This is a genomic window from Pseudomonas sp. GNP012 (genome assembly GCF_054343835.1).
The window spans coordinates 3116058-3142712 of the sequence record NZ_JBTGUU010000001.1 but is presented as its reverse complement, the minus strand read 5'-3'; the positions used below and the strand labels follow the sequence as shown (position 1 = coordinate 3142712).

Here is a 26655-nt window from a genome sequence, read left to right as displayed (position 1 = left end):
ATCGGGGGGCACAGGATAAATCATCGCCATACAAAAAAGCCTGGCAGAGGCGGCTAATGCCAGTCAGCCAAGCGTTGGAACACCACAAACCCTGTGGGAGCGAGCTTGCTCGCGATAAGGCCGGCACATCCAGCATCCATGGCGCCTGACACGCCGCCATCGCGAGCAAGCTCGCTCCCACAGGTTACTCATTGCTCGCTCTATTTCCGGTTCAACGCCGCCTCCGCCGCGGCGATTTCAGCCTGGCGCTTGACGATCATGTCGCCCACCGGTGGCCCCTGGAAGCGTCGGGCTTCAAAACCGAACCAGACGATAGCGGTCAGCACCAGGAAGCCGATGGTGATGTACAGCGCCCAATCGTTCGGTGGCTGGATGCCGATGACGAAAATGATGATCATCGACAGGATCGAGAGGATGGCGAACACCGAGTACCAGAATCGCCCCATGTTCCACGGCCCCATGGTCGGCCACTTCGACGTCCCGTAGGTAAACAGGCCGAGCACGATGGGGATGGCGAAGGAGAAGAACAGGAAGATCACCGTGCAGGACACCACGATCGTGTAGACCGGCGTTGCCCCGACCGAGATCACCGACGAGCCCCAGTCGAACAGGACGGCAAGGGTGGCACCGGTCCAGATGGCCGCCACCGGGCTGCGAAAGGTCGGCGAGACGGAGGACAGGGCTTTGGAGCAGGGCAGGCCGCCGTCCCGGGAGAAGGCGAAGATCATGCGCGAAACCGAGGTAACGGTGGCCAGCCCGCAGAGCACCTGCGAGATGAAAATCGCCACGAAAAGCACCAGTTTCAAGGTCGGGTTGACCTGGGTGTTCATGGCCCAGAAAAACACGTTCCAGCCTTGCTTGGCCGCTTCGTCCATGCTCGGCAGCATCAGCACGAACGCACTGAGCATCAGCCAGCCGAACAGCAACGACCAGACCACCGACATGACCATGCCACGGGGCACCGACATGGCCGCGTTGCGGGTTTCCTCGGAGGTATGCGCCGAGGCGTCATAGCCGGTGATGGTGTAGATCGGCAACAGCAGGCCGAGCATGAAAACCCAGCCGTTGGAGACCTGGGGCCAGACGCTGCCGCCCGCTTCGCCGGAATAGTTGCCGAAGGTCCACAGCCGTGCGAATTCGTAGCTGGGTGCCGAGATCAGGCAGACGATGGTCAGCGCCAGCGCCGTAGCGAAGATCAGGTAGCCGGAGAAGTCGGTGAGCTTGGCGGTCAGGCCGATACCCAAGTGGTTGCACAAGGCCTGCAGGCCGGTGAGGATTGCCAGGAAAATCACCCTGACCGTGGTCGTGTCCTCCATGCCCAGTGCCGGTCCGAAGGCACCGAAAAAGAAGTAATAGGTGCCGACGTTGATCGCGCCCAGCACCGTGACCAGTCCCAGCAGGTTGAACCACGCGGTCAGCCAGCCAGTGAAGCGGTTACCGAGAATCGAGCCCCAATGGTACAGGCCGCCGGCGGTGGGGTAGGCCGAGGAAATCTGCGCCATGGCCATGGCGAATACCCCGGAGATCAGGCAGCCGATCGGCCAGCCGATCCCGATGGATATGCCACCGGCGCCCGAGGTGCCCTGGGCCAGTGAGTTGATGCCGCCGGAGAGGATGCAGATGATCGAAAAGGAAATGGCGAAGTTGGAGAAAACACCCATTCGTCGTGAGAGTTGCTGGGCGTAGCCCATGCTGTGCAGCACCTTGACGTCATCGTCGTGTGTGTCGGTGCCCGGCTGGCTTGTTGGGTTCATTGTTGTGTGCCCCTTTTCAGGTTTTGGACAGGCCGAACTGAGCCGCCGTAGGCTCGACCTTGGTTTTCTGTAGGAGCGAGCCTGCTCGCGATGGACTGGAGGACGACGCGGGGTGTCAGGCTCCCCGCGTCATCGTTGACGTCCATCGCGAGCAGGCTCGCTCCTACAGACGGCCGTGAAGTGCCGCGTCGAAAATCTTTGCCACGCCGTCCCGGGTCAAGGGCAGCGGGTTGCCACCTGCCGAGGGGTCGACAATCGCCATGTCCGCGATCAGGTCCGCCTGCCGGTCATCCACGCCCAGTTCAACCAGGGTATGGGGCACGCCGATGTCCTTGCGCAGCTTGAGGACGAAGGCCAGGAAACTGTCGAACCCCGGCGAGGGCAGGCGCAGGTACGCCGCCAGGCGGGTGATGCGCTCCTCGATGGCCGTGCGATTGAATTGCAGGACGTAGGGCATGAAGGTGGCGTTGGTCATGCCGTGATGGGTGTCGTACAGCGCACCCACCGGATGGGAGAGCGCATGCATCCCGCCCAGGCCTTTCTGGAATGCCGTGGCGCCCATGGCCGCCGCCGCGAGCATTTGCGCGCGCGCCTCAAGGTCCGACGGCGTGTGTACCGCTTTCACCAGGGCGTTGGCCACCAGGCGCATGCCTTCCACCGCAATGCCATCGGCCAGGGGATGAAAACCGGGGGCGCAGTACGCTTCCAGGCAATGGGATAACGCATCCATGCCCGTACCGGCGGTGACCTTGGCGGGCATGCCGACGGTGAGGGCGGGGTCGCTGATGACCACGCGCGGCATCATTTTCGGGTGGAAGATGATGCGTTTGGTGTGGGTGCGCTCGTCGATGATCACTGCCGCACGACCGACTTCCGAGCCGGTCCCCGCCGTGGTCGGCACGGCAATGACCGGGGCGATGCGGCTGTCGTCGGCGCGGGTCCAGTAGTCGCCGATGTCTTCGAAGTCCCAGACCGGGCGGGTCTGGCCGCTCATGAAGGCAATCAGCTTGCCCATGTCCAGGCCACTGCCGCCGCCAAATGCGATCACGCCGTCATGCTTGCCGGCGCGCCAGGCCTCGAGCCCGCCGGCCAGGTTGGCTTCGACCGGATTGGGCTTGAGGTCACAGAACAACTCGACGCCCAGGCCGGCGGTGCGCAGCGCGTCCAGTGCCGCCGTGGTGATCGGCGCGCGTGCCAGGCCGCTGTCGGTGACCAGCAAGGGGCGCTCGATACCCTGGCTGCGACAGACGTCGGCCAGCTCGGCGATGCGCCCGACACCGAAACGAACGCTCGTGGGGTAGTTCCAGTTTCCTGTCAGGTTCATGGTCTACACCTCGTGACGCAGATGAAAGGATTTGGCCCGGGTCAGGTGCTCGTAGCCCAGTGGCGACAGGGTGACGCCGCGCCCGCTGTTCTTCACGCCGGTCCAGGCCAGCGCCGGGTCCAGGTAATCGCAGCGGTTCATGAACAGCGTGCCGGTGGCGATCTGGTTGCCCAGGCGTTCGGCCGCTGCGAGGTCCCGGGTCCAGATGGACGCGCTGAGCCCGAACTCACTGTCGTTCATCAAGGCAATGGCCTCGTCATCGCTGGCCACCGGCATGATGCCGACCACCGGGCCAAAGCTTTCATCGCGCATGACCGACATTTGATGGCTGACATCGACCAGGACCTGGGGCGCGAGGTAGGCACTGCCCGGCACGTCGGCGGGAAAGGCCTGCGGATCGATCAGCGCCGTCGCGCCCTGGGCCAACGCTTCGGCGATCTGGCCACGAACGAAAAACGCGGCACCCGGTGTCACCAGCGGACCGAGGGTGGTGGCTTCGTCCAGCGGGTTGCCCAGCACGTACTGGCGGGTCAGTTCGGCGAAGCGCTCGACAAATACCGGGAAGATTTTCTGGTCGACGTAGATACGTTCCACGGCGCAGCAACTCTGCCCGGAATTGAAGAAACTGCCGTCCACCAGGTTTTCCACCGCATGCTCGAGGTTGGCGTCAGCCCGCACGTAGGCCGGATCCTTGCCGCCGAGCTCCAGGCCCACGCCGATGAAGCGTCCCGTGGCGGCGCTTTCCATGGCCTTGCCGGCATCGACTGAACCGGTGAAGTTGACCTGCTGTACCCGACCCGAATCAATGATCGCGGCGGTCTGCCGATGATCGAGCAGCAGATTGTGGAACAGGCCGTCCGGCAGATGGGCGCGGCGCATGGCCTCGGCGAAACGCTCGCCCACCAGCAGCGTCTGCGACGCATGCTTGAGGATCACGCTGTTGCCGGCCATCAACGCCGGGATGATCGTGTTAACCGCCGTCAAATAGGGGTAGTTCCACGGCGCGACCACCAGCACCGTGCCCAGCGGCTCGCGCTTGATGTAGCGTCGAAAACCCGCCACAGGCACCGGCTCTATATCGGCCAGCGCTTGCGGCGCGATGGCGATCATGTGCCGGGCGCGTTCGGCAAAACCGCGCAGTTCGCTGGCGCCATAACGCACCGGGCGACCCATCTGCCAGGCCAGTTCCGGCACGATGTCCGCCTGCATCGACAACATCGCGTCCACTGCGGCGCTGCACAATGCTGCGCGTTCGCTCAGTGAGCGGCGTTGCCATGCCGCCTGTGCGCTGGCAGCGGCGGTCAGCGCCTGCTCGACCTGCGTTGCATCGGCCATCTCTCGTTCGACGTACACCCGGCCATCGACCGGGGAGATCAATTGCACCTTCGCAGTCATGATGTTCTCAATAGCGCTCGAAGCCGCGCTGCAGTTCCCAGTCGGTGATTCGCCGGTCGTACTCTTTCTGTTCCCACTCGGCGGTGTGCACGTAATGGTCGACCACCTCATCGCCGAACGCCTCGCGCAACATGCCGGAGGCCTTGAGGGCGGCGCTCGCCTCGCGCAGGGTCTTGGACACTTCCGGCAAATGCTCGTCCTGGTAGGCATCCCCTTCGAATGGCGGGATGAGATCGAGCTTTTCGTCGATGCCGGCCAGGCCCGCCGCGATCAACGCGGCGAAGGCCAGATAGGGGTTGAGGTCGGCGCCGCCGATGCGGCATTCGATGCGGATGGACTTGCTGCCTTCGGCACACAAGCGAAAGCCCGCGGTGCGATTGTCGCGGCTCCACACCGCCCGCGTCGGCGCAAAGGTGCCGGCCTGGAAGCGCTTGTAGGAGTTGATGTAGGGCGCGAGAAAACAAGTGATGTCGTTGGCGTACTTGAGCTGCCCGGCGACCCAGGCACGCATCAGTTTCGACATGCCGAATTCGGCTTTTGCGTCGAAGAACAGCGGCTTTTTCGCGTTCTTGTCCCACAACGAATTATGGATGTGACTGCTGGAACCGGCGGCGTCGTAGCGCCACTTGGCCATGAAGGTGATCGCCTTGCCCTGCAACTGCGCGATCTCTTTGCAGGCGTGCTTGATGATGACGTGGTGGTCGGCCATGGTCATGGCATCGGCGTAGCGGATGTTGATCTCTTCCTGGCCCGGGCCCCATTCGCCCTTGGAGTTTTCCACGGGAATGCCCGAGGCCTGCAAATGCTTGCGAATCGCCCGCAGCACCGGCTCTTCACGGGTGGTCTGGAGGATGTTGTAGTCCTCGATGTAATGGCCGGCGGTTTTCGGTTTGTGATAGTTGCGCTTGTGGATCGCCTCGTAGCTCTCATCGAACAGATAGAACTCGAGTTCCGAGGCAAACATGCCGGTATAGCCACGCTCGCGCAGACGCTCGACCTGCTTTTTCAGAATCGCCCGCGGGCTGTGGGGCAGGTCCTGGCGATGGTGATGATCGAGCACGTCGCACAGCACCAGCGCCGTGCATTCCAGCCAGGGCACGCGCCGCAGGGTGGACATGTCGGGCTTGAGCACGAAATCGCCGTAGCCCTTGCTCCAACTGGCCGCGGCGTAACCCGGCACCGGCTCCATGTCGATGTCGTCGGCCAACAGGTAGTTGCAGCAATGGGTTTCTTCGTGGCCGCTGTCGATGAAAAACTCGACCTGGAAGCGCTTGCCGACCAGGCGTCCCTGCATGTCGACCATGCAGACCAGCACGGTATCGATTTCGCCGGCGGCAGCGGCGCGTTTGAGTGCATCAAAGCTGAGGAGGGGCTCGGTCATCACGGCAATCCTGCGTGAAAGGTTTTGGCCAGTCTGAGATCGCTGTTGCAGACGCTCTCCAGAAACACCCAAAACCTGCAGAACCGAGCATCATGAGCAACGAGTTGCTCAAAGCTTAGCCTACCGTTGCGATGTGCAAGTTTTGCCAGGTAAAAGCTAATGCACGACCTGGCCCCTGGTCCCCTGTAGGAGCGAGCTTGCTCGCGATGGATTTCAGGACACCGCGTTTAATCAGAAGACTCGTGTCATCGTTGACGACCATCGCGAGCAGGCTCGCTCCTACAGGTCAGGGGTGTCTCCTTTACTCCGGCAATCCCGCCAGTCTTAGTCCATCGACGAAACGGGCGAAATCCTCAGGCCGTTGAATGGGCAGCCAGTCCTTGAGGCCGCACAGGCGCAAAGAGGGGGCCAGCGCTTGCAGGCGTTGCATCGCCAGATTCGCTTTGTCCATTCGACCGCCGAGCGCATGACTGGCCGCCACCAGTGCCGCGGCGACCAGCAGGCTGGGCAGGTTACCCAGTGCCTTGTCCGCCCAGCCCGCTGCGGCATCGAAGTGCCCGGCGAAGAAATGCGCCAGCGCCATGCCGACCTGCATCCTGAACATTTCCGGGTCCAGCGGGCTCAAGCGAACCGCATGGTTCAGATGCTCGATGGCCGCGTCCGTTTCACCGCGCAGCGCCCGCAGGATACCGCCCAGAAACCAGGCGGGGGCGAGGTTGGGGTTGAGCAAGCGTGCCCGGTCGAGCAGTGCAATGCCGCCGTCGACTTCGCCGGCGAGATGGGCCAGCGCATGTCCGCCCCGGGTCAACGCGACGGCATCATCGCGGCCCAGGGCCACCGCCAGCCGCGCCAACCGTATGCCCTCGGCGATTTCTGCAGGCCGATCGACCATCCAGCCATTGAGCTTGCGCCAGAAGTGGCACCAGGCAGCCATGCCATAGGCTGAGGCAAATTCTCCATCGAGTTCGATGGCCTGGTAGAACATCGGCAGCGCCTGCTCGATGGCTTCCCGGCTGCCGCTGTGCAGTTTGGCCATGGCCCGCAGATAGTAGTCGTAGGCGTCCAGGCTTTCCGTCGGCTTGCGCTTGGCGCGTTCGATTTCTGCCCGCTCCAGTTGCGGCGCGATCGCGCCCACGACGCTCTCGGTGATTTGGTCCTGCAGCTCGAAGATATCGTCCAGCAGGCCTTCGAAGCGCTCGGCCCAGATGTGCGTGCCGCTTGTCGCGTCGATCAGTTGCCCGGTAATGCGCAGCTTGTTCCCGCTCTTGCGCACACTGCCTTCGAGCACGTAGCGAACGCCCAGCGCCTGGCCAACGCCCCGGGCGTCCACGGTCTGGCCCTTGTAGGTGAAGCTCGAATTGCGCGCGATGACGAACAGCCAGCGAAGACGCGACAGGGCGGCGATGATGTCCTCCACGACACCGTCGGCGAAGTATTCCTGCTCCGGATCACCGCTCAGGTTCTGGAAGGGCAGGACGGTGATCGAGGGTTTGTCCGGCAGGACCAGCGCAGGGGAGGGGATTGGCTTCGGGGCGGCGGTCGGGCGTTCATCGTCTTCGGGTTGTCGCGCTTGCCCGCTCAAGTCGCCGTTGATCTGGCCAACGAAGCGGTAGCCTTTGCGGGCGACGGTGCGTACCAGGCGCTGCTCCTCACCGGTATCGCCGATGGCCTTGCGCACGGCATTGATGTGGCTGGTGATCGTCGATTCCGAAACGATCCGCTCGCCCCACACCGCCTTGAGCAATTCGTCCTTGCTGACGACGCGGTCGGGATTGTTGACGAACAGCAGCAACAGGTCGAAAACCTGCGGTCCGACGGCCACGACTTGCCCGCGCAGGGTCAGCTCCCGGCGTTCCTGATCGAGTACGTAATCTTCAAAACTGAATGGCAAGACGGGCATCCCCAGGCGGCTGGTTGTGACTGCAAAAGGATGATACGGCAGCTCGACAGCCGCTGCACCGTCAGCGGCAAGGGGGCTGGACGACCGTCAGTTGCCTTGGACAAAAATCCAAGCGCTCGCCAAGGCAAACCCAAGCCCGGCGCAAGGACTTGCCTTGCCCGTGCAGGCAATCTCTCTACACCGACGCAATGGTTGCAGTCGACAAGTGGAGAACAGTCATGAAGATCGTCGTCATCGGAGGCTCCGGCCTCATCGGATCGAAACTTGTGAACACCCTTCGCGAGCGCGGCCATGATGCGCTCGCCGCCAGCCCCAGCACGGGCGTGAACAGCATCACCCGCGAAGGCCTGGCCGAAGCGATGGATGGTGCTGACGTGGTGGTCGACGTGGCGAACGCGCCGTCGTGGGAGGACCAGGCCGTTCTCGATTTCTTCCAGACCTCCAGTCGTAACCTGCTGGCCGCCGAAGCCGCCGCCGGGGTTCGTCATCACGTGGCCCTGTCGATTGTCGGCAGCGAACGGCTTCCCGATACCGGTTACTTCCGGGCCAAGGTCGCGCAGGAGGCCCTTATCAAGGCGTCCGGCATTCCCTACACCATTGTGCGTGCCACGCAGTTCTGCGAGTTTGCCGCCGGCATTGTCCAGTCGTTCACCGTCGGCGATGAGATTCATGCTTCGCCGGCGCTGATCCAGCCGATTGCGTCCGACGACGTGGTAGCGGCGCTGGCCGATGTTGTGCTGGCAGCACCGGTCAATGGCACGGTTGAAGTGGGCGGCCCGGAAACCATGCCGATCGACGAACTGGCCAGGCGCTATCTGCGGGCGACCCAGGACAGCCGCAAGGTCGTGCCGGATGTACATGCCCGTTACTTCGGCGCCGTGCTCGACGATCAATCGCTGGTCACCGGCAAGAACGCACGCCTGGGGGCGATTCGCTTCGACGACTGGCTGGCCCGGTCGACAGCGCAGTAACGGATCTCACCTCTCAATTCCCTATGCATCCAGGAGACATCCCATGGTTACCCGATTGCTAATGGCCGCTGTGTTCGCAGCGCTCTCGATCAGCGCCGCCTCGGCCGCCGAGCCGCCCCCCGGCAAGGTGACGGTGGTGTTCGACCGTCCCATTCCCAACATCCCTGGCAAGAGCATGAGGGGTGTGGTCGTCGAGTATGGGCCGGGTGCCGCGTCACCGGCCCACACCCATCCGAAAACGGCCTTCATCTATGCAACGGTGCTGGAAGGTTCGTTTCGCATCCAGGTCAAAGGCCAGCCGGAACAGATCTACAAGGTCGGCGAAAACTTCGTAGAGGAGCCGGGTTCCGTGCATCTGGTCAGCGCCAACGCCAGTGACACCCAACCGGCACGCCTGTTGGCGGTGTTCGTCCTCGACACCGAGGAAAAGGTGCTCGTCACACCGATCAAGCAGTGAGCCGATCAACCCGCTCATGAAGGCTCGACAGCCGGGCTGCAGGGTTCTTGGCACTGAACAGGACATGAAAAAATGAACTCGCTCCAGGACAAGGCCACCATTGCCACCGCAACGCCGGTGGTCGTGGTGCGGCGCAGCCAGCGCAAGACCATCGGCCTGTTGCTGTGTGTCGCGGCGGTGGTGGTCGTGGCGGCTTGGGGCATCATGGTGTATTCCAGTGGCGTGACCTCGACCGACAACGCCTATGTCCGCGGGGATGTCACCTCGCTGGCCGCCAAGGTCGCCGGCTATGTCACGGCGCTCGAGGTCAAGGACAACCAGGCCGTGCGCGCGGGTGATGTGCTGTTCCGTATCGATGACCGCGACTATCGCGCCAAGCTTGCGCAAGCCGAGGCCAATGTCAGCGCCGCCCGGGCGAACCTGACCCATGTCGATGCGCAGATCCGGCTTCAGCATGCGCTGATCAGGCAGGCCGAAGCACAAAGACGCTCGGCCACCGCCGACATGAGTCTGGCGGCCAAGACTCACGACCGCAGTCGCAAACTGATCGTCAGCAACGCCGTGAGCCAGGCACTGGTCGATGAAACCGGCACGGCACAATCCAGAGCCGTGGCGTCGGTATCGGCCGCTTCGGCAACGGTCGAGGCCCAACAGCAACGCATCACTGTGTTTGTGGCGCAAAGGGAGGCGGCCATGGCAGCGGTGGCTCAGGCTGAAGCGGCCCGTGATCTGGCCCGGATCGATCTCGACCACACCGTGGTGCATGCGCCGGTGGATGGCGTGGTCGGCAATCGTCAGGTTCGCCTCGGCCGTTTCGTCACGCCGGGTGTCGCCCTGCTCGATATCGTGCCGGTCAACGATGTGTGGGTCGTGGCCAATTTCAAGGAAACCCAGCTCGAACAGATTCGCCCTGGTCAGCCCGTGCGCGTAACGGTCGATGGCTATCCCGATACGGCACTGGCCGGCGTGGTCGACAGCTTTGCACCGGGCAGTGGCTCGGCCTTCAGCCTGCTGCCGCCCGACAATGCCACCGGGAACTTCGTACGTGTCGTACAGCGCGTTCCGGTGAAGATCCGCCTGGCTGACAATCCGCTACCGGGGCGCATCGTGCCGGGGCTGTCCGCGCGGGTAGAGGTTGAAGGGGCCGGCTCATGAGTCGCGCCAGGCCGACGACCGGCGTGCTGCTCATGGTGGGCATCGTCCTGGCCACGTTGACCGAAGCGATCGCCAGCACCGTGCTTGCCCTCGGACGCAGCGACATCATCGGCGACACCCATGCCACACCTGACGAGTTTGCCTGGCTGGATGTCGGCTACATCGCCCTCAAGCTGATCGGGTTCATGCTCGCCCCCTGGCTGATGCAGCGGTTTTCTCCACGCAACGTGCTCATCGGCGCCACCCTGGTCATGGGCATGGCGTGCTGCGTGGCTGCCGTCAGCGCCTGGCTGGAGCTGCTGATCGCACTGCGCATCCTGCAAGGCTTCGCCGGCGGTGCTTTGCTGGTGGCGGGCCAGGCGATCATCTTTCGCGGTTATCCGCGGGCCCTTCAGCCGATCCTGCAAGCCCTGTTCGCCATGGCGGCCGTGGTTGCGTCCGCGACCCTCGCACCGGCCCTGCAAGGGTGGTTGATCGACAGCCAGTCCTGGGCCTGGATTTTCTTCAGCGTGGTGCCGCTGGCTTTGGCCGCGAGCGGGCTCTTGCTCATCGCCGACCACCCCGTGCCCGCCAGGGTCCGGCAACCTTCGTTTGACTGGCTCGGGTTCTCGTTGCTCTCTGCGGCTCTGTTCTGTTTCACCTACGTGCTTAGCCAGGGCAGCCGCTGGGACTGGTTCGAGGAACCGCGCATCCTGCTGCTGACGGTGCTAGGTACCGCCGCACTGCTGGGCTTTCTCGGCCGACAGGTCCTGGCCGACGACCAGGGGCTGCTTGACTTAAGCCTGTTCAAATCGAGCGATTTCACCTTTGCCTTTATCGTCAGTTTCGTCGCCGGTGCCGCGCTGTTCGGCAGCGCCTACCTGATCCCGGCGTTCGCCCTGTCCGTACTCGCTTTCACACCGACCGATGCCGGGCTGCTGCTGTTGCCCAGCGGCGGTTTTTTTGTCGGGTCGCTGCTCATCGCCGCCTGGTTGTTCCAGGTCCGCCGCGTGCCGCCGGTGGCCACCGTGCCCTTGGGCATCCTGCTGATCATGGCGGCTATGTGGATGCTGTCCGGCTCCACCAGCGAAAGCGGCAGCGATGACATGATGGCGGCCATCCTGCTGCGCGGCCTGGGCCTGGGCTTCCTGTTTCTCTCGATCACACTGATCGCCTTCACCCACCTCAACAGCCGCAACCTGGCCAGCGGCATCGGCCTGTTCAACACAGGGCGCCAGTTGGGTGGTTTGATGGGCGTTGCCGGGCTGCAGACCCTGATCGACCATCACGCAGTCAGCAACGGTGTGGTCCTCGGCACCCACGTCACTGCGGGTGGGCACGCGCTCATCGAGCGGCTGACGAGCACAACCGCGATGCTGGCGGGGAAGGGCATGGACCCGTTGGCCGCTGGCGGGGCAGCCACCAGCCTGCTGGGCAAGGCGGTGTCTGGTCAAGCCACGGTGATTGCCTTCGACACGGCGTTCTTCGCCGTGGCCCTGCTGTTCGTCTTTGCCGCGCCCATGCTGGTTGGCATCAAGATTGGCCTGGCGCGCTATGCGAAAGCGCAGGAACAACGGACGAATTGATCACCCGCACGAAAAAGCCCGGCGGTTGAGGCCGGGCTTTTCGTTGAGTCCTGCGGTAAAGCCCTGCATTCAGACAGCGCGGCTTTCGATCAGACGATCCGAGCCGCCTTCAGCGACTACAGGTTGAGCAGAAGTTGCAGTCGAGCGTTACAACACCTTCAGAACCAGAGGCAAGGAGTCGAAAATATACTCTTCCGGGTTGTCACTAAAGGAGCTGACACGAACTTCTCCGCCTGTCTCTATGAGTTTCAGTACTTCAGGTACTACGACCGTCTTCTCGTCACTTTCCGGATTCCATCTCTCAAGATAAAGGATTCGGCCATCCCGACCGTAGCTCGTCCAGGTGCAGTTAATTGTCAACTTGGGACTGAGTAGAATGGTCAATCCATCGGGGTAATCATGCTGCGAGCTCAGATTTCCATCTTTGGCTTCGGGAGCCATTGGGGCGGGGATCACGGAACCCGTTAACTTGACGGATGTGACGATGGTTGATTCGGAAGGCCGCGGGGGGCCACCAGCGGCGGGGAAGACCTTATACGTGACCTGAAACCTTCCGAGATTATTGATGAAATAGCACACAAAACTCTTCGGCACTGTGATGTCGATAAAGGATTCAGGATCGCTGACTTTCAGCTCGGTTGAGTATTTTTTCACTATTTCGGTTGAAGTGTTCTCCCAGGTCAGTTTTATGCGGTCGCCGCGCGCCATGCCTGGATAGACCGCCAGTCGAGTAATCGCCCCCGACTCTTCGATCTCGCCTTCATAAAGAATGGTGGTACGTTCATCCCGCTCCATCACCATTGGTGCAGGCAGGAGTTCGACGCTGCCCGTGCGGGATCTATCGTTTTCGAGTTTGGACTTGAGAATCGCATCGTTTTGAAATTCGTTCACGGCGGAAACTCCAAAGAGAAGATTTGATTGCTTCAATTCATCGCAAGGAGTGGAGCAAGTCCCCTCTGTAGACGACAGGTTCATTAGGGGGCACAAGTGGGGGCGTGACAACTGTAACAAATGACAGGTCGTGGCGAAAAACGGGTACCGTTTGTCGCGTGAATATACCTTTGATCCTGAATGAAAGAAGAGCAGGCACTACAGGGGGGGCGCTGAAGTAGTTGGGACTGATTTATTCTATGCGCACGAAAAAGCCCGGCGGTTAAGGCCGGGCTTTTCGTTGAGAACTGCGGTAAAGCCCTGCATTCAGACAGCGCGGCTTTCGATCAGACGGTCGGAGCCACCTTCGGCAACACGGTTTTGCAGGAGCTTGTCGGAACCGCCTTCGGCGACGCGGTTTTGCAGGAGCTTGTCGGAACCGCCTTCGGCAACACGTTTTTCCAGCAGGCGATCCGAACCACCTTCGGCCACACGATTCTCGAGCAGGCGATCAGAACCACCTTCAGCCACACGGCTTTCAATCAGACGATCCGAGCCGCCTTCAGCGACCACAGGTTGAGCAGAGTTTGCGGCGAAAGCGTTAACTGCGAAAACCGAGAAAGCGATGCTGAGAAGGGTCTGGCGTTTCATGATGGTGTGCTCCGGGGTGCTTATGGGTTGGTATGGAGCAGATGTTACGCCGGGGATTTTTTAAGAGAACTTCATTGAACTGATGGTGACTATCGATGCGGTCAATGGATCGCAGATCCATGTGGGAGCGAGCTTGCTCGCGATGGCAGTTTCACATTCAACATCTGTGTCGATTGACACACAGCAATCGCGAGCAAGCTCGCTCCCACAGGTTTTCATGTGCCTGACAACGGGGCTCAAGCCTCGCTGATCTGGCTGACGCTGGTGATCTGCCCATTCCACACCATCTCGTAATGCGCCGTCTGCACAATCGAAGAGACCGGCCTCGGTGTCATCAACGCCCAGCAATGACTGCCCGGCATGCGCACCGAGTGATAACGCAAACCGGGACAACCGGCGTCCCGCACCGCCCGCCCCAGCACGCGGGAATGGCTGTAATCGTCCGACGCATACACCGGATCGGTCAGCGGCAGGGCGGTGGCGTCCTTCATCCCGCCATCGCCAAAGGCACAGGCCAACCCGCGAAACACAAACCGCTCATAGTTCAGGCTCGGCACCTTCGACCAATACAGAGCCTGGTGATGCCGCACTTCGGCCAGCGCCGCTTCCATCGAATCCGCCAGGTACAACACCCCGAAACTGCCGTCACTGAAGCGCGACCCCGCCGGATTCACATGGGTAAACGGCGCGATGGCGTAAGAGCAACCGGCAATCCCGAACGGGATCTCGCTGCGCGCAATCAACTCAAGCTGACCCACTTCATTCTTCAACCGCGGATTGGTCAGCGCCTGAATCTCGAACAGCACCTCAAACTCATCCGCGTCCGCGACGTCATCAAACAACGCAATCGGCGGAAACTTCGAATTGACCAGGCGATAAGCCTGCAACGACTGACCGGCAAACACCGCCAGCTCACTCGCCATCACCATTGCGCACCCCGCAACATGTCGATGCGGCGGAAAGTTTCATACAGCGCAATCATGTCGCCCTGGGCCATGATCTCCAACGGGCTGCGGCCATTGAAAAACTCATTGTCATTGGCCATCGAGGCAAAGCCGTACACGTTGTCCGGGTTGTCGAACACCAGGCGCAACGTCGCATGAATGTTCAACACGAAACTGATGCGCTGCATCTGGTCCGCATCCAGCGCCACAGCCCACTCCACATCGCGCTGCCGCGCCCGGGTGTAGGTGCTGCGGGAAATACGCAGGATGCGACAGGCCTGGTCGCTGGTGGCCTGCCACTTTTCCAGAATGCTCACGGCGGCACGCAGGCCGGTGACGCATTGGTTTTTGCTGAAGGATTGGGGTTGCAGGGGGACGGCCATGATCAATACCTGTCTTGCCTCTATAGACTCAAAGATAGGTATTAAGAATCTGTAGAGCAAGTCGGTTCGACCAGCGGACAACCTCCCGCGTCGAGCATCACTGATGAAACGTGCGCCCCAACGCATCCAGCCGAGTCGCAATAGGCGGCAAGCGCCGACTGCTCGACGCCAGCGTCTGCACATCATCCGCCGTGTTCTGCGCGATGCTCTGCACCGACTGCAAGCGCCCGACAATCTCGACACTCGCCGTGGATTGTTCGCGGGTCGTCGTGAAAATTCGCCCATTGAGTTCATCGATCTGCGAGATGTCGCTGCCGACCGCCTGCAACATCGCTGCCGCCAACTGACTGTCCTCGACGCAGCGCTCCACACCTTCGCGACTGTCCTGCATGGCCTCCACGGCTTTGCGGCTGCCTTGCTGCAAGGCCTCGATAATGGTCCGGATTTCCTTGGTGGACACCGCCGTGCGCTGCGCCAGGCTGCGCACTTCATCGGCCACCACCGCAAAGCCGCGGCCTTGCTCGCCGGCACGCGCCGCTTCAATCGCCGCGTTGAGCGCCAGCAAGTTGGTCTGCTCGGCAATGCTGCTGATCACCTCCAGCACCGTACCGATCTGCTGCGCCTGCCCGGCCAGCACCTGCACGGTCTGGTTGGTGCCTTCCAGACGCGAAGCCAGCTGGGTGATTTCCTGCCGCGCGCGGTTCACGCTTTCCTGCCCGCGGGTGATCTGCACACTGGCCTGGCCGGCATGTGCAACGGCATGCTCGACCTGCACCACGATGTGCTCCATCGCATCGCCCATGCGCTGCATCGACCCGGTCATCTGTGCGATTTCCGTCAACTGATGTTTGGCGCCTTTCTCCAGCGTGTTGCTGGCCTTGGCCAACTCCTGGCCCAACTGACCCAAGCCGTTGGAGTCACGCACCACCCCGTCCACCAGCGCGGTGATTTGCATCAGGAACTGATCGAACCGTTGCGCCAGCGACACATGCACCCGCGCCTTGTCACCCTGACCGGGATCGGTTGTCAGCTGCGAAGTAGCGGCGAGCATCTTGTCCAGCATGTCCTGGCTCTCCACCGCATCGGCCTGGCTGTGCACCGCCAGATAGAGCAGCGCGACCGTTTCCATCAGCACATAAAAGGCGTGAACGAACACCATCGTCCAGCCACCGTGATGCGCCATCACGAACACCGGAAACCCCTGATGCTGCAACACATGAAACACCACGTGATGCAGCGCAATCGTCACCGCCGCCACCAGAATCGGCAGCCAGTCCCGATAAAACGTCAACACCGCCAACAACGCAAAAATCCCGAAGTGCGACTCAATGACCCCCTCGGCCTGATTGATGTGCAACGCCGCCATCACCATCAAGCCTGTGCCGAGCAAACAGCGCATCAACCGAGAACCGCCGATGGCGCGATACACCAGCGTCAGCAACACGCTGGTACCGCCACCCACCAGCAGCGCCTGCTTGAAGGTGTCGTGCCAGAACGCCAGGCCCACCGCGAAAGCGAACATCAACCAGATCAGGCCCAGCATGATGCGGTCGGCTTTGCGGTAGTGGTCGAGGAAACGAGGGGGGAAGGGCATGTACGCTTACTCCATGTAATCGAACCGGGAAGAAGCAGGGGGTGGACTGATACCGGAAGACAAGCCTGACATCGACCCTGTGGCGAGGGAGCTTGCTCCCGCTGGGCTGCGAGGCCCCCAGCTCTTCACCTGAAAAGCAGGGCCTGCTGCGCAATCCAGCGGGAGCAAGCTCCCTCGCCACAGGATTTTTATCGCTTAAGCCATTGAGACAAATCGATTGCCGGCATGCACGAGGTGCATTTGAGAAACCGTGTGGAGCGTAGCCCTTGGCCATCATTCTTGGCCGGAACGACGTCGCTTGTGGAAAACAATGTCCGATATAGAGGCAAGTAATGCTGAAGTGACGGGGTGTACGACAGGCTCCATTGCAAAGCCTGTCGTACACCCGAGGCAATTACGACTTCTTCGGCGGATAGTTACCGCGCAAGCCACCGGACTTGTTGCCGGTTTTGCTCGGCAGGTTCGGCACCAACGGACGGGATCTGGGTTGGGGGTTGGAGCGGCTTTGGGGTTGAGGTTGCTTGCTCATGGTTCGCCTCCTGACATTCAGGGTTTCGCGAAGTGGTTTACTCATGAAGTTTAGCTAATTGACTGTTGGCAGGGGCGTTTGGCACTTGGGGGAAGGTGTTGTGAGTGATCAGAACCGTCTTCACGCAGCGCAAAAAGGGCGCCTGAATAGGCACCCGTTTTCGTTTACTCCGCTGCTTGTGCTCGCAGGCGTCGGCCAATCACATCCATCAAATCACAACCATCGCGCAACGGAATGACCAGCAATTTGGCGAAGTCTTCCAACACCACCGTGTCGCAACCGAGCTCGGATCGGTAGGCGATGTTTTCCAGCACCTGCGTAACCGTCCGAATCCGGTAATCGGCCATGGCTTGCAGAACGTCGAGCGGGGCTTGGGTGTCGATGAGCAGGGAAGCCGGAACCAGGTCGATTCCGGTGAGAGGCATGTATCGATTCATTGTGAAGATCTCTGTTTGATTGGCTCAAGGCCGTCACTCAGTCGTCGCCAAACGAATGGGTGGCAGCTGTGCGCAGGTTGGCGAACCGGCACAGAGAAAACCGGCAGACCCGAAGGTCTCCCGCGCACAGCCGCCATAACAGCGGCTTTGCGGGTGCGATGATACCTGCAATAAAGCGGATAGCCTTCGCATTCTCTGAGGTCAGGTCGCCAAACCCGAATCGCCATTAGGGCGACGGCGCCGACTATAAGCCGCACGAGATCAGCGCGGGAAGGTGAGGCATTCCGAGCTTTGTGTAGGACCTTTGAGGATGAAACTTCAGACCTTTCACCTCAGGTCGCTGGAAATCCAGACACAGACCTGAGATGGTCATCGCCCCTTGGTTTCAGCCACCCACGCTATCCTTAATCATCGCTACTGCCGTCGAGATGGATCTTCGCCCATGCAAACCCCCAACCCCCAACGCCCTCTCTGGAAAACCTACCTGTTTTTCCTCGCCCCGATGGTGCTGTCGAACTTCCTGCAATCCATGTCCGGTACGGTCAACAGCATCTACATCGGCCAGATGCTTGGCACCCAGGCGCTGGCGGCGGTGTCGGGGATGTTCCCCATCGTGTTTTTCTTCATCGCCCTGGTGATCGGCCTCGGTGCCGGCGCGGGGGTGTTGATCGGGCAGGCGTGGGGGGCGCGGGAGACGCATCTGGTGAAGGCGATCGCCGGGGCAACCTTGTTGTTGGGGGTGTTGATCGGGTTGACGGCGGCGGTGGTGGGCAGTGTGTTTGCGCGGTCGGCGTTGGTGGGGTTGGGGACGCCGGCGGATGTGCTGGACGATGCGGTGGCGTATGCCCATGTGATGTTGTGGATCATGCCGTCGCTGTTGGTGTTTGTGCTGTTCACGCAACTGCTGCGCGGGGTGAGCGATACCTTGTCGCCGTTGTTGGCGCTGGTGGTGTCGACCATGGTCGGGTTGGCGCTGACGCCGGCGTTGATTCGCGGGTGGATTGGCTTGCCGCCGATGGGGATTCAGAGTGCGGCGTTTGCCGGGTTGGTGGGTAACCTGGTGGCGATGGGGTTGCTGGCGTGGCGGCTGGTTGGCAAGGGCCATCCGCTGGCGCCGGACCGTGAGTTTTTTGCGGCGATGAAGCTGGACATGGCGATTCTCGGCAAGGTGCTGCGCATCGGTTTGCCCACCGGGTTGCAGATGGTGGTGTTGTCGCTGTCGGAGCTGGTGATTCTGGCGCTGGTGAACCAGCACGGTTCCCAGGCGACGGCGGCCTATGGCGCGGTGACGCAGATCGTCAATTACGTGCAGTTCCCGGCGCTGTCGATTGCGATTACCGCATCGATTCTTGGCGCGCAGGCGATTGGGGCGGGACGCATCGAACGCATGGGGCCGATTCTGCGCACGGGGTTGATGATCAATGTGTGCCTGACCGGTGGTCTGGTGGTGCTCGGGTATTTGTTGTCGCATTGGCTGCTGGCGTCGTTCCTCACGGAAGAAGCGACGCGGACCATGGCCCAGCACCTGTTGCACATCATGCTCTGGAGCCTGTTGGTGTTTGGCTTCCAGGCGATCATAGGCGGCATCATGCGCGCCAGCGGCACGGTGATGGTGCCGGTGGCGATTTCCATTGTCTGCGTGGTGGGGGTGCAGTTGCCGGCGGCCTATCTGCTGGATGCGAAGTTCGGGCTGCAAGGGGTGTGGATGGCGTTTCCGGTGGCGTATCTGGGGATGCTGGTGTTGCAGACGCTGTATTACAAACTGGTGTGGCAGCATCAGAAGATTGAGCGGTTGGTGTAGGCGGGACGCGTCGGGAGGGGCATGCTGTTCACTGAACTCTGTGGCGAGGGGGCTTGCCCCCGTTGGGCTGCGTAGCGGCCCCAGAAATCTTATGATCAACGGTGTTAGCGAGTGCTTCGCACTCGAACGGGGGCAAGCCCCCTCGCCACAAAAGCCCCTGCCACAGAGCCCCTTGCCACAAAAGGACGGTGTGACTGAAAAAGTCAGGCGCAATCGCCTGGGGAGGTTTTCACATGAGCCCCTTGTCCCATTCCATCCTGCAAGACCGGCCAGCGGCCGGGCGGCGTTTGATCGAGCCGCTGCTGCCTTATGCCAATCGCCCCGATGTCATCGTTCTGGCCTTGCCCCGTGGCGGCGTGCCGGTGGCTTATGAGGTGGCCACGGCGCTGAAGGTTCGCCTGGACCTGATGCTGGTGCGCAAGCTCGGCGTGCCATCCCACCCGGAGTACGCCATGGGTGCGATTGCCAGCGGTGGCATCCGGATTCGTAATGAAGAGGCGCTGCGGGTGCACCCGATTGACCGTGCGGCGTTCGATGCCGTGGTCGAACGGGAAAGCCGCGAGTTGCTGCGCCGCGAGCAGGTCTACCGTGGCACGCGGCCGCCGGTGCAGCTCAAGGATCAGGTGGCGATCCTGATCGACGACGGCCTGGCCACCGGCGCTTCGATGCGGGCGGCGATCCAGGCGCTGGGGCTGCAGGAACCTGCGCGCATCGTGGTGGCGGTGCCGGTGGCGCCGATCGAGACGGTGGAGGCGCTGCGCCGCGAGGTGGATGAACTGGTTTGCCCGCTGATGCCCGAGTGGTTCACTTCGATTGGCCATTGGTACATGGACTTTTCCCAGACTTCGGATGCCGAGGTGATCGAACTGTTGCGGCGGGCGTGGCAACGCGAGGCGTGCGGGTAGCGCTGGCGGTCATCGGCAGGTGGTCGCAATTGAACGGCCGAGGTGGAATAAACGCCGGATGTTTGCTTTAGTCCATCTGGTGTCGGCCTTTGTGTACGGCACGCCAACTCAAGACGGGAGCCCTCCCGGAGAGCGCCATGAACTTTCGATCCGCGCGTTGTGTCGCTCTGGGTGGCACGTTGGTGTTCGGCCTGGTGCAGTTCAGCCTGGTGCCGTTCGCTGAAGCCGTGGAATACAAGGAAGTCAACGCCAAGGCCAGTACCTTGAGTTTCACCTATCAGCAGATGGGTTCGAGAACCTACGGCACCTTCGGCAAGTTCAAGGCCAAACTCGACTTCGACACGGATAACCCGGGTGCCGCACATGCCGCACTGACCATCGACCTGAGCAGCATCGACGCCGGCAGCAGCGACGCCAACACCGAGCTGCAAAAGCCGGCGTGGTTCGATACCGCGACGTACCCGGTGGCGACGTTCAAATCGACGTCCGTCAAGGCCCTCGGCAATAACCGCTACAGCTTCACCGGCAAACTGACCCTGCGCGGGCTCACTCGGGAAGTGAGTGTGCCGGTGCTGCTGAAGTCGGAGAGCTCCATCGGCATCTTCGAAGGCCAACTGGTGCTCAAGCGTAATGACTTCAAGATAGGCGAGGGCGAGTGGGCGAGCAGTATGGTGTCCAACGAGATCAATATCCGCTTTCGGATGGTGGCGCCACAGCGGTGACGGGAGGTTACCTTCGCAGGCTTGCTCGGGTAGAAGCCGGAGACATCCTTTACGTTTTAAACCGGAGACAGCGTTTACAGGTATGAAATACGGTCAGGAGGTGCTTGACATCCCAGCGCAGCAACATGGACGTGTTTTCGTGCTCGGACCGCAAGTGTCAGGCGCGTTATGATAGGCGGCCCATGCCTCCCGGAGCCTGTCACCGCAATGCCCCTGATCAGCCACTTCAAGACCCCGTGCCCCGAGCACATCAATAGCCAGATCCTGCAGATGGTGGTCGACAACCTGACCGACATCAGTATGGTCGCGATCCCGCCCAGCAACCTGCTGTACAACCTCTATCAATACGCGATCGGCTATGAGGTGCACCTGTACCTGGAGGCTCTGAACGGTGAAAAAGGCATTGCCGTGGAGTTGATCGTTGCCACGGACGAAGACGATCCGCAAAAGGTGCTCGGCTTTTTGCTGTACCTGCCGGTGCAGGACGACCCCGAAGCCTGTGGCGTGGCGTACATGGCTGTACAGGCCGAGTATCGGCGCCAGGGTGTGGCACGACGGATGCTGCGGGAAATGGTCGGCCGCTATCCCCATGCCGAGCTGACCTGCGCGGTGGCCAAGGTGCCGTATTTCGAGGCGATGGGTTTTCAGGTGGTGGGCGTGCGTGCGACCCAGGTGTTGATGAATACCCGCGACCACAGTACCGGTGGCTTGATGGCGCTGCTGGACGTGGCGTCGATCTACAGCTCGCTGGAAGTGCGGCAGATTCATACCTATCTGCTGCAAAAGCACGGCAAGCGGGCCATGACCGACGCGGAAAAACAGCGCGACCGGCATCTGGACCAGTTGACGCGCAAGGCCAATGAATGTGTGCGCGAGCGTTTGGGGGATGAGGCAGTGCCGGCGTCTGGCCCCCGGTTGCGCCTGGTCTGACCGCATTCAACTAAACACCACAATTTCCCTGTGGGAGCGGGCTTGCTCGCGAAAGCGGTGTGTCAGCCAACATTTATGGCGACTGACACGACGCCTTCGCGAGCAAGCCCGCTCCCACAGGGACCGAGTTTTCCGCGAGAGGCGGTCAGCGTTTAGGCCAGCTTCACATTCATGGTAATCCGCGCCGTGAACACCTTCTTGCCCTCGGCATCGTGAATGTCCACCGGCACGATCTTGTCGCCTTCGCAGGTCCAGTCCACTGCATCTCCTTCGGCTACCGCCGTCACATCACTCTTTGCCTTGGCCAGGTATTCGACGCTCATGCCCTTGGGAATCCAGCGGGCGCCGGCGGGAATGGAAACGTCGGTCATCATCCCGGCGGCCAGCTCGGCGGCGTTGCACATCGCTATCGCATGCACCGAACCCAAATGATTGGTGATTTCCCGGGAAAACGGCACGTGCACGGTGGCCGAGCCTTTGCGCAAATCCTGGACCAGCGGGTTGATGGTGGAGAAGTAGGGCGCCACCTGGCAGGCCAATTTGCTGAACGCTTCTGGCCCTGCGCTGTTGAACATGCTGAGGAACTGACTCATTTTTTTGCCTCTTGAGGATGATGGTTTACAGAGCAAGTTTCCGTAACAGAATAATGTTCTGTTACGGAACAGTATTCTGTTGAAAGGAAATCTGTCAACCTGACGCCACTTGTTCGCTGGCAACCGCCAGCCTCCACTCATGACTTTTGCGGACTGTTTTTCAGCATGGATACCGCCGATCTGCTCGAACGCTGCTACCCCGGACGACGCGCCGAACTCAAGCGCGACATCTTCAGAAAGGCCCTGTGCCTGTTCAACGAACAGGGGATCGAGGCCACCACCATCGAAATGATCCGCGCCGAATGCGATACCAGTGTCGGCGCGATCTATCACCATTTCGGCAACAAGGAAGGCCTGGTGGCGGCGTTGTTTTTTACCGCCCTCGATGATCAGGCCCGTTTGCGCGACAGCTACATGGCGGATGCACAAACCACGCAGGCGGGGGTGCACGCGCTGGTGCACAGCTATGTGGATTGGGTCGATAGCCAGCCGGAGTGGGCGCGGTTCCAGTACCACGCGCGATTTGCCGTCACCAAGGGGCCGTTCAAGGACGAACTCGCCACCCGCAACAAGGCGCGCAACAAGCAGTTGCTGGAGTGGCTGGGCGCTCACGGCGATGAATTGGGTGGTTTTCCGGCGGAGTTGATACTGTCGTTGATCATCGGCCAGGCAGACAGTTACTGCCGCGCGTGGTTGTCGGGCCGGGTCAAGGGCAGCCCGAGGGCGTACCGGGACATGCTGGCGCAGGCAGCGTGGCGGTCGTTGTGCGCCCCCGAAACACAATGACTTTTCCCTGTGGGAGCGAGCCTGCTCGCGAAGACGGCGTCACATCCAACATCAATGCTGCCTGACCCACCGCTTTCGCGAGCAGGCTCGCTCCCACAGTGATTTGTGTTGGTTTTCCAGAGACAAAAAAAGAGCCTCAAAGCTCTTTGATGGGGAGGAAGTAGAGCCCTCGAGGCTCAAGATGCGCATGAAGCAGGCGGTGAGCTTGGTAGGGGTTCAGTTCACTCACCACCTACGCAGCGGCTTGCACAAGCAAGCGACTGCGTAAGTTCATCCTAGAAAGACCGAGTGTTTCACTCAAGTACCGCTAGTCGCATCCCCCGGCCAGCCGGCGCTGCGCAACGCCTTGAGCAGGGTTTCGGCATCCAGCCCCGGCACCCCGTGCCCGTTGCCTTCGGCGGTGTCGGCGGCGAGCAGGGCATTGATGATGGCTTCTTCAACGGCTTCGGTGGCGGCCAGGAACAGCTCGCTGATGTGGTCGTTGTTGACCATGCTCAGGTTGTTTGTGGTCGGCGCTTTCTTGCTCTCGTAGGCAGCCGGTGGCACGTGATCGTTACCGGTGGCGAAGGCGATGAAGATGTCGCCGCTGTGGTCTTCATTGCCGCCGCCGGTGCGGGCCAGGCCAAGGCTGGCGCGTTGGGCCAGGCGCGTGCACTGGTGTGGCAGCAGCGGCGCATCGGTGGCCAGGCAGACCACGATCGAACCCATGCCCGGATGGGGCAGCGAGGCCTTGAGGAACGGCGAATCGACCTGTTCCATGTAGCGCCCGACCGGATACCCGTCGACGCGCAGTTCATGGCGGATGCCATGGTTGGCCTGGACAATCGCCCCCACTGTCCAGCCACCCTGGGCGCTGTTCAAGCGTCGCGACGCGGTACCGATGCCGCCCTTGAATTCGTGGCAGATCATGCCGCTGCCGCCTCCGACATTGCCTTCGGCCACCGGGCCACCCGCCGCCGAGTGCACGGCTTGGGCTACGTGTTCGGGCTTCACGTGAAAACCGTTGATGTCGTTGAGCAGTCCGTCGAAGGTTTCCAGCACCACCGGCATGTTCCAGTAGAGCCGTCCGTCATCGGCTTGCTGTTCGCGGTCGACCACGATCAGCGCATCGCGCACCACGCCCAGGCTGTGGGTGTTGGTGAAGGCGATGGGGCTGGTCAGCAAGCCCGCTTCGCGAATCCATTCCAGGCCCGTGGCATCGCCATTGCCGTTGAGAACATGCACGCCGGCAAAGCACGGTTGCTGGCTGGTGGAACCGGCACGCGGTTCGATGACGGTCACTCCGGTGAGGATGTCGCGGCCGTTGGCCGTGCGTCCTCGTACATCACAGTGGCCGATCCGCACGCCAGGGACGTCGGTGATGGCATTGAGCGGGCCGGGTTGCAGTTGGCCGAATTGGATGTTCAGGTCGCGGGCACGTGGTTTCATGGGTTTTCTCATTCGATTCGTGGCAGAAAAAAGGGGTATTTCGGGCATCGTAGATCCCCTGTGGGAGCGGGCTTGCTCGCGAAGGCGTAGTGTCAGTCGCTATCAACGTTGGCTGACCCAACGCCTTCGCGAGCAAGCCCGCTCCCACAAGGGTATGCGGTGGGTTATTGGCCGTTTTTGACCTTGCTCCAGATTCGCGTGCGCACGCGCTCGGTCGCCGGCGGCAGGGGCTGGAGGGTGAACAGGGTGGCCATGGCTTCGGCTGACGGGTAGACGGCCGGGTTGTTGCGGGTTGCCTCGGCCACCAGCGTGGTCGCGCTGCGGTTGCCGTTGGGGTAGTTGAGGTGGTCGCTGACCGGGGCGATGACTTCAGGGCGCATCATGTACTCGATGAAGGCCATCCCTTGTTCCGGGTGCGGGGCGTCCTTGAGCAGCACCAGGGTGTCGAACCACACCGGCGCGCCTTCCTTGGGCAGGCTGTAGGCGATCTTCACGCCGTTGCCGGCCTGCTCGGCGGTGGTCTTGGCTTCGAGCATCGCGCCGGACCAGCCGACCGCCACGCAGATGTTGCCGTTGGACAGGTCGCTGATGAACTTCGACGAGTTGAAGTAGGCAATGTGCGGTCGCAGCTTGAGCAGCAGCGCTTCGGCTTTCTTGTAGTCTTCGGGGTTGGTGCTGTTGGGCGGCAGGCCGAGGTAATGCAGGGCGACCGGCAGCATCTCCGACGGCGAGTCGAGCATGGCCACGCCGCACTCACCGAGCTTGGCCAGGTTTTCCTCCTTGAACACCAGGTCCCAGGAATCCACCGGCGCCTTGTCGCCCAGTACCGCGCGCACTTTGTCGATGTTGTAGCCGATGCCGTTGGTGCCCCACAGGTACGGCACGGCGTACTGGTTGCCCGGATCGTTGCTGGCCAGTTTCGCCAGCAGATCGGTGTCCATGTTCTTGAAGTCCGGCATCTGCGAGCGGGGCAGAGGGGCGAGGGCACCGGCCTTGATCAGGGTCGGCAGGCTGAAGTTGCTGGCCACCACCACGTCGTAGCCACTGCGGCTGGTGAGCAACTTGCCTTCGAGTACTTCGGCGCTGTCGAAGGTGTCGTAGACCGGCGCGATCCCGGTGTCTCGCTTGAAGTCCTGCAGGGTCGTGGGGCCGATGTAGTCGTACCAGTTGTACACGTGCACGGTCGGGGCTTCGACGGCAAGCGCTGACAGCGACACCGCCAGACAGGCGCCAAACCCCAGATTGAAATACAAGCGGTGACGACTCATGATGCGGCACTCCTGGCCTGTTGCGGCCGGTGGTAATCAGGAGTTTGCAGCGTATCGACCTGGGTGACCTTCACCCATTCCCATCATGGGTTACTCAAAAGGGGTAGTGCGTGGACGCGTTGTTGAAAGAGTTGCCGGTGCACCAGGGGCTGGCGCGGGTCTTTACGACGGTGGGGCGAGACGGCTTCTGGCGGGCGCTGGTCGATACCCTGCGGCTGCTGGTGCCGCTGGACAACGCCTTGGTGGCGCTGATGCGTCCGGGCCACGTGCCGCGCCTGCTGATTGATTTCGATGCCAAGGGCAACAGTGCCGAGCAGGAAGAACTGGCGGACTACCGCGCCGGCATGTACCTGCTCGATCCATTCTATCAAGCCGTGTGCGCCGGCATCGCCGACGGCTTGCACAGCCTCGAATCGGTGGCCCCCGACCAGTTCCAGCACAGCGAGTACTACCTGAGTTACTTCAGCACAGTGGTCGGTGGCGACGAGTTGCAATTCATGGTCAACCTCGACGGCGCCGTGCTCGGCCTGTCCCTCGGGCGTTCGACGCGCTTTGGCCTTGAGGATCAGGGGCGCCTGCTATGCGTGCGTGACTGGGTGCTGTCCGCGATGCGCCGACACCTGGATTTGCTGCCTCCGGAAGGGCCGGTCGCCGAACCGCCGGCCGGAGATCTGGCGACCTTGCTCGATCGCTTCGACGCCCGCCTGACCGTGCGGGAAATCGAAACCGCGCGCCTGATTCTCCAGGGCTTCTCCAGCAAGGCCATCGCCCAGCAAATGGGCATCTCCCCGGAAACGGTGAAAGTGCATCGGCGCAATCTCTATCACAAGCTCAACGTGAATGGGCATGGCGAGTTGTTTGCGTTGGTGTTGCAGCCGCATTAATCCGGATTGTCTGGTTGCCCAAGCCGTC

General features: G+C 61.7%; 25 protein-coding genes. 10 read left to right on the top strand and 15 right to left on the bottom strand.

Annotated elements, in window-relative coordinates; translation table 11 throughout:
- Window positions 1-200: 200 nt before the first annotated feature.
- The 5 genes from ACXX83_RS14030 to ACXX83_RS14010 all read right to left on the bottom strand — a co-directional run bounded on the left by ACXX83_RS14030 (window position 201) and on the right by ACXX83_RS14010 (window position 7745).
- The gene (locus tag ACXX83_RS14030) at window positions 201-1754 is read right to left on the bottom strand and encodes an amino acid permease (RefSeq protein WP_458548842.1); all 1554 of its coding nucleotides are present in this window, start codon (window positions 1752-1754) and stop codon (window positions 201-203) included.
- A 163-nt stretch (window positions 1755-1917) separates the two neighbouring features.
- Window positions 1918-3078, bottom strand: a complete 1161-nt coding sequence (locus ACXX83_RS14025; protein WP_458548841.1) for an iron-containing alcohol dehydrogenase — start codon at window positions 3076-3078, stop codon at window positions 1918-1920.
- A 3-nt stretch (window positions 3079-3081) separates the two neighbouring features.
- Entirely contained in the window at window positions 3082-4473 is a 1392-nt protein-coding gene (locus ACXX83_RS14020; protein ID WP_458548840.1) for an aldehyde dehydrogenase family protein, read from the bottom strand.
- A 7-nt stretch (window positions 4474-4480) separates the two neighbouring features.
- Window positions 4481-5854, bottom strand: a complete 1374-nt coding sequence (locus ACXX83_RS14015) for a glutamine synthetase family protein (protein ID WP_126046330.1) — start codon at window positions 5852-5854, stop codon at window positions 4481-4483.
- Window positions 5855-6155: 301 nt separating this feature from the next.
- Window positions 6156-7745, bottom strand: a complete 1590-nt coding sequence (locus ACXX83_RS14010) for a winged helix-turn-helix domain-containing tetratricopeptide repeat protein (protein ID WP_458548839.1) — start codon at window positions 7743-7745, stop codon at window positions 6156-6158.
- Window positions 7746-7972: 227 nt separating this feature from the next.
- Between ACXX83_RS14010 and ACXX83_RS14005 the strand changes: the two genes are divergently transcribed.
- The 4 genes from ACXX83_RS14005 (at window position 7973) to ACXX83_RS13990 (ending at window position 11902) form a co-directional block, all read left to right on the top strand.
- Window positions 7973-8725, top strand: coding sequence for an SDR family oxidoreductase (locus ACXX83_RS14005; protein ID WP_458548837.1), 753 nt, complete (start codon window positions 7973-7975; stop codon window positions 8723-8725).
- A 43-nt stretch (window positions 8726-8768) separates the two neighbouring features.
- On the top strand, window positions 8769-9182 hold the full coding sequence (locus ACXX83_RS14000) for a cupin domain-containing protein (RefSeq protein WP_458548836.1): 414 nt from the start codon (window positions 8769-8771) through the stop codon (window positions 9180-9182).
- Window positions 9183-9254: 72 nt separating this feature from the next.
- Window positions 9255-10337 (top strand): HlyD family secretion protein, encoded by a 1083-nt coding sequence (locus ACXX83_RS13995; RefSeq protein ID WP_458548835.1) that lies wholly within the window; start codon window positions 9255-9257, stop codon window positions 10335-10337.
- Window positions 10334-11902: a DHA2 family efflux MFS transporter permease subunit gene (locus ACXX83_RS13990; protein ID WP_458548833.1), complete on the top strand. Its 1569-nt coding sequence runs from the start codon at window positions 10334-10336 to the stop codon at window positions 11900-11902. The genes ACXX83_RS13995 and ACXX83_RS13990 overlap by 4 nt, the downstream gene beginning before the upstream one ends.
- Window positions 11903-12049: 147 nt before the next feature.
- Here the strand turns inward: ACXX83_RS13990 and ACXX83_RS13985 are convergent, their stop codons facing one another.
- From ACXX83_RS13985 to ACXX83_RS13955, 7 genes are all read right to left on the bottom strand, one after another.
- Complete coding sequence (locus ACXX83_RS13985) at window positions 12050-12793, bottom strand: hypothetical protein (protein WP_458548831.1); 744 nt, start codon at window positions 12791-12793, stop codon at window positions 12050-12052.
- Between the two features lie 306 nt (window positions 12794-13099).
- Window positions 13100-13423, bottom strand: a complete 324-nt coding sequence (locus tag ACXX83_RS13980) for a hypothetical protein (protein WP_217835657.1) — start codon at window positions 13421-13423, stop codon at window positions 13100-13102.
- A gap of 236 nt (window positions 13424-13659) precedes the next feature.
- Window positions 13660-14352, bottom strand: a complete 693-nt coding sequence (locus ACXX83_RS13975; protein WP_217835656.1) for an RES family NAD+ phosphorylase — start codon at window positions 14350-14352, stop codon at window positions 13660-13662.
- The gene (locus tag ACXX83_RS13970) at window positions 14346-14750 is read right to left on the bottom strand and encodes an antitoxin Xre-like helix-turn-helix domain-containing protein (RefSeq protein ID WP_095966432.1); all 405 of its coding nucleotides are present in this window, start codon (window positions 14748-14750) and stop codon (window positions 14346-14348) included. Before ACXX83_RS13970 ends, ACXX83_RS13975 begins: the two co-directional genes overlap by 7 nt.
- Window positions 14751-14847: 97 nt before the next feature.
- A complete protein-coding gene (locus ACXX83_RS13965; protein ID WP_458548829.1) occupies window positions 14848-16344 on the bottom strand; it encodes a methyl-accepting chemotaxis protein in 1497 nt (498 codons plus the stop codon).
- Between the two features lie 394 nt (window positions 16345-16738).
- A complete protein-coding gene (locus ACXX83_RS13960; protein ID WP_256355847.1) occupies window positions 16739-16873 on the bottom strand; it encodes a hypothetical protein in 135 nt (44 codons plus the stop codon).
- Window positions 16874-17037: 164 nt separating this feature from the next.
- Entirely contained in the window at window positions 17038-17310 is a 273-nt protein-coding gene (locus ACXX83_RS13955) for a hypothetical protein (RefSeq protein ID WP_056725158.1), read from the bottom strand.
- Window positions 17311-17752: 442 nt separating this feature from the next.
- Between ACXX83_RS13955 and ACXX83_RS13950 the strand changes: the two genes are divergently transcribed.
- From ACXX83_RS13950 to ACXX83_RS13935, 4 genes are all read left to right on the top strand, one after another.
- The gene (locus ACXX83_RS13950; protein ID WP_458548827.1) at window positions 17753-19111 is read left to right on the top strand and encodes an MATE family efflux transporter; all 1359 of its coding nucleotides are present in this window, start codon (window positions 17753-17755) and stop codon (window positions 19109-19111) included.
- Window positions 19112-19344: 233 nt separating this feature from the next.
- A complete protein-coding gene (locus tag ACXX83_RS13945) occupies window positions 19345-20016 on the top strand; it encodes a phosphoribosyltransferase (protein WP_217835652.1) in 672 nt (223 codons plus the stop codon).
- A gap of 137 nt (window positions 20017-20153) precedes the next feature.
- Entirely contained in the window at window positions 20154-20738 is a 585-nt protein-coding gene (locus tag ACXX83_RS13940; RefSeq protein WP_458548826.1) for a YceI family protein, read from the top strand.
- Between the two features lie 207 nt (window positions 20739-20945).
- Window positions 20946-21668: a GNAT family N-acetyltransferase gene (locus ACXX83_RS13935; protein ID WP_217835650.1), complete on the top strand. Its 723-nt coding sequence runs from the start codon at window positions 20946-20948 to the stop codon at window positions 21666-21668.
- Window positions 21669-21820: 152 nt separating this feature from the next.
- On the opposite strand, the gene ACXX83_RS13930 is transcribed toward ACXX83_RS13935, so the two are convergent.
- On the bottom strand, window positions 21821-22261 hold the full coding sequence (locus tag ACXX83_RS13930) for a hotdog fold domain-containing protein (protein ID WP_458548825.1): 441 nt from the start codon (window positions 22259-22261) through the stop codon (window positions 21821-21823).
- A gap of 165 nt (window positions 22262-22426) precedes the next feature.
- On the opposite strand from ACXX83_RS13930, the gene ACXX83_RS13925 reads away from it, so the two are divergent.
- Window positions 22427-23047 carry a TetR/AcrR family transcriptional regulator gene (locus tag ACXX83_RS13925; RefSeq protein ID WP_217835649.1) on the top strand — a complete coding sequence of 207 codons (621 nt, stop codon included), beginning with the start codon at window positions 22427-22429 and terminating at the stop codon, window positions 23045-23047.
- Between the two features lie 297 nt (window positions 23048-23344).
- Here the strand turns inward: ACXX83_RS13925 and ACXX83_RS13920 are convergent, their stop codons facing one another.
- Window positions 23345-24475 (bottom strand): DmpA family aminopeptidase, encoded by a 1131-nt coding sequence (locus tag ACXX83_RS13920; protein ID WP_407801469.1) that lies wholly within the window; start codon window positions 24473-24475, stop codon window positions 23345-23347.
- A gap of 164 nt (window positions 24476-24639) precedes the next feature.
- Window positions 24640-25743, bottom strand: coding sequence for an extracellular solute-binding protein (locus ACXX83_RS13915; protein WP_458548822.1), 1104 nt, complete (start codon window positions 25741-25743; stop codon window positions 24640-24642).
- A gap of 110 nt (window positions 25744-25853) precedes the next feature.
- Here ACXX83_RS13915 and ACXX83_RS13910 point away from each other — a divergent pair, with 110 nt between their 5' ends.
- Window positions 25854-26627, top strand: a complete 774-nt coding sequence (locus tag ACXX83_RS13910; RefSeq protein WP_458548820.1) for a helix-turn-helix transcriptional regulator — start codon at window positions 25854-25856, stop codon at window positions 26625-26627.
- Window positions 26628-26655 lie beyond the last annotated feature (28 nt).

Bases quoted from the DNA above. Each gene is read 5' to 3' on its own strand.
- ACXX83_RS14030 (WP_458548842.1), bottom strand. From the start codon at position 1,754: ATGAACCCAACAAGCCAGCCGGGCACCGACACACACGACGATGACGTC.
- ACXX83_RS14025 (WP_458548841.1), bottom strand. From the start codon at position 3,078: ATGAACCTGACAGGAAACTGGAACTACCCCACGAGCGTTCGTTTCGGT.
- ACXX83_RS14020 (WP_458548840.1), bottom strand. From the start codon at position 4,473: ATGACTGCGAAGGTGCAATTGATCTCCCCGGTCGATGGCCGGGTGTAC.
- ACXX83_RS14015 (WP_126046330.1), bottom strand. From the start codon at position 5,854: ATGACCGAGCCCCTCCTCAGCTTTGATGCACTCAAACGCGCCGCTGCC.
- ACXX83_RS14005 (WP_458548837.1), top strand. From the start codon at position 7,973: ATGAAGATCGTCGTCATCGGAGGCTCCGGCCTCATCGGATCGAAACTT.
- ACXX83_RS14000 (WP_458548836.1), top strand. From the start codon at position 8,769: ATGGTTACCCGATTGCTAATGGCCGCTGTGTTCGCAGCGCTCTCGATC.
- ACXX83_RS13995 (WP_458548835.1), top strand. From the start codon at position 9,255: ATGAACTCGCTCCAGGACAAGGCCACCATTGCCACCGCAACGCCGGTG.
- ACXX83_RS13990 (WP_458548833.1), top strand. From the start codon at position 10,334: ATGAGTCGCGCCAGGCCGACGACCGGCGTGCTGCTCATGGTGGGCATC.
- ACXX83_RS13980 (WP_217835657.1), bottom strand. From the start codon at position 13,423: ATGAAACGCCAGACCCTTCTCAGCATCGCTTTCTCGGTTTTCGCAGTT.
- ACXX83_RS13975 (WP_217835656.1), bottom strand. From the start codon at position 14,352: ATGGTGATGGCGAGTGAGCTGGCGGTGTTTGCCGGTCAGTCGTTGCAG.
- ACXX83_RS13970 (WP_095966432.1), bottom strand. From the start codon at position 14,750: ATGGCCGTCCCCCTGCAACCCCAATCCTTCAGCAAAAACCAATGCGTC.
- ACXX83_RS13965 (WP_458548829.1), bottom strand. From the start codon at position 16,344: ATGCCCTTCCCCCCTCGTTTCCTCGACCACTACCGCAAAGCCGACCGC.
- ACXX83_RS13960 (WP_256355847.1), bottom strand. From the start codon at position 16,873: ATGAGCAAGCAACCTCAACCCCAAAGCCGCTCCAACCCCCAACCCAGA.
- ACXX83_RS13955 (WP_056725158.1), bottom strand. From the start codon at position 17,310: ATGAATCGATACATGCCTCTCACCGGAATCGACCTGGTTCCGGCTTCC.
- ACXX83_RS13950 (WP_458548827.1), top strand. From the start codon at position 17,753: ATGCAAACCCCCAACCCCCAACGCCCTCTCTGGAAAACCTACCTGTTT.
- ACXX83_RS13945 (WP_217835652.1), top strand. From the start codon at position 19,345: ATGAGCCCCTTGTCCCATTCCATCCTGCAAGACCGGCCAGCGGCCGGG.
- ACXX83_RS13940 (WP_458548826.1), top strand. From the start codon at position 20,154: ATGAACTTTCGATCCGCGCGTTGTGTCGCTCTGGGTGGCACGTTGGTG.
- ACXX83_RS13935 (WP_217835650.1), top strand. From the start codon at position 20,946: ATGCCCCTGATCAGCCACTTCAAGACCCCGTGCCCCGAGCACATCAAT.
- ACXX83_RS13930 (WP_458548825.1), bottom strand. From the start codon at position 22,261: ATGAGTCAGTTCCTCAGCATGTTCAACAGCGCAGGGCCAGAAGCGTTC.
- ACXX83_RS13925 (WP_217835649.1), top strand. From the start codon at position 22,427: ATGGATACCGCCGATCTGCTCGAACGCTGCTACCCCGGACGACGCGCC.
- ACXX83_RS13920 (WP_407801469.1), bottom strand. From the start codon at position 24,475: ATGAAACCACGTGCCCGCGACCTGAACATCCAATTCGGCCAACTGCAA.
- ACXX83_RS13915 (WP_458548822.1), bottom strand. From the start codon at position 25,743: ATGAGTCGTCACCGCTTGTATTTCAATCTGGGGTTTGGCGCCTGTCTG.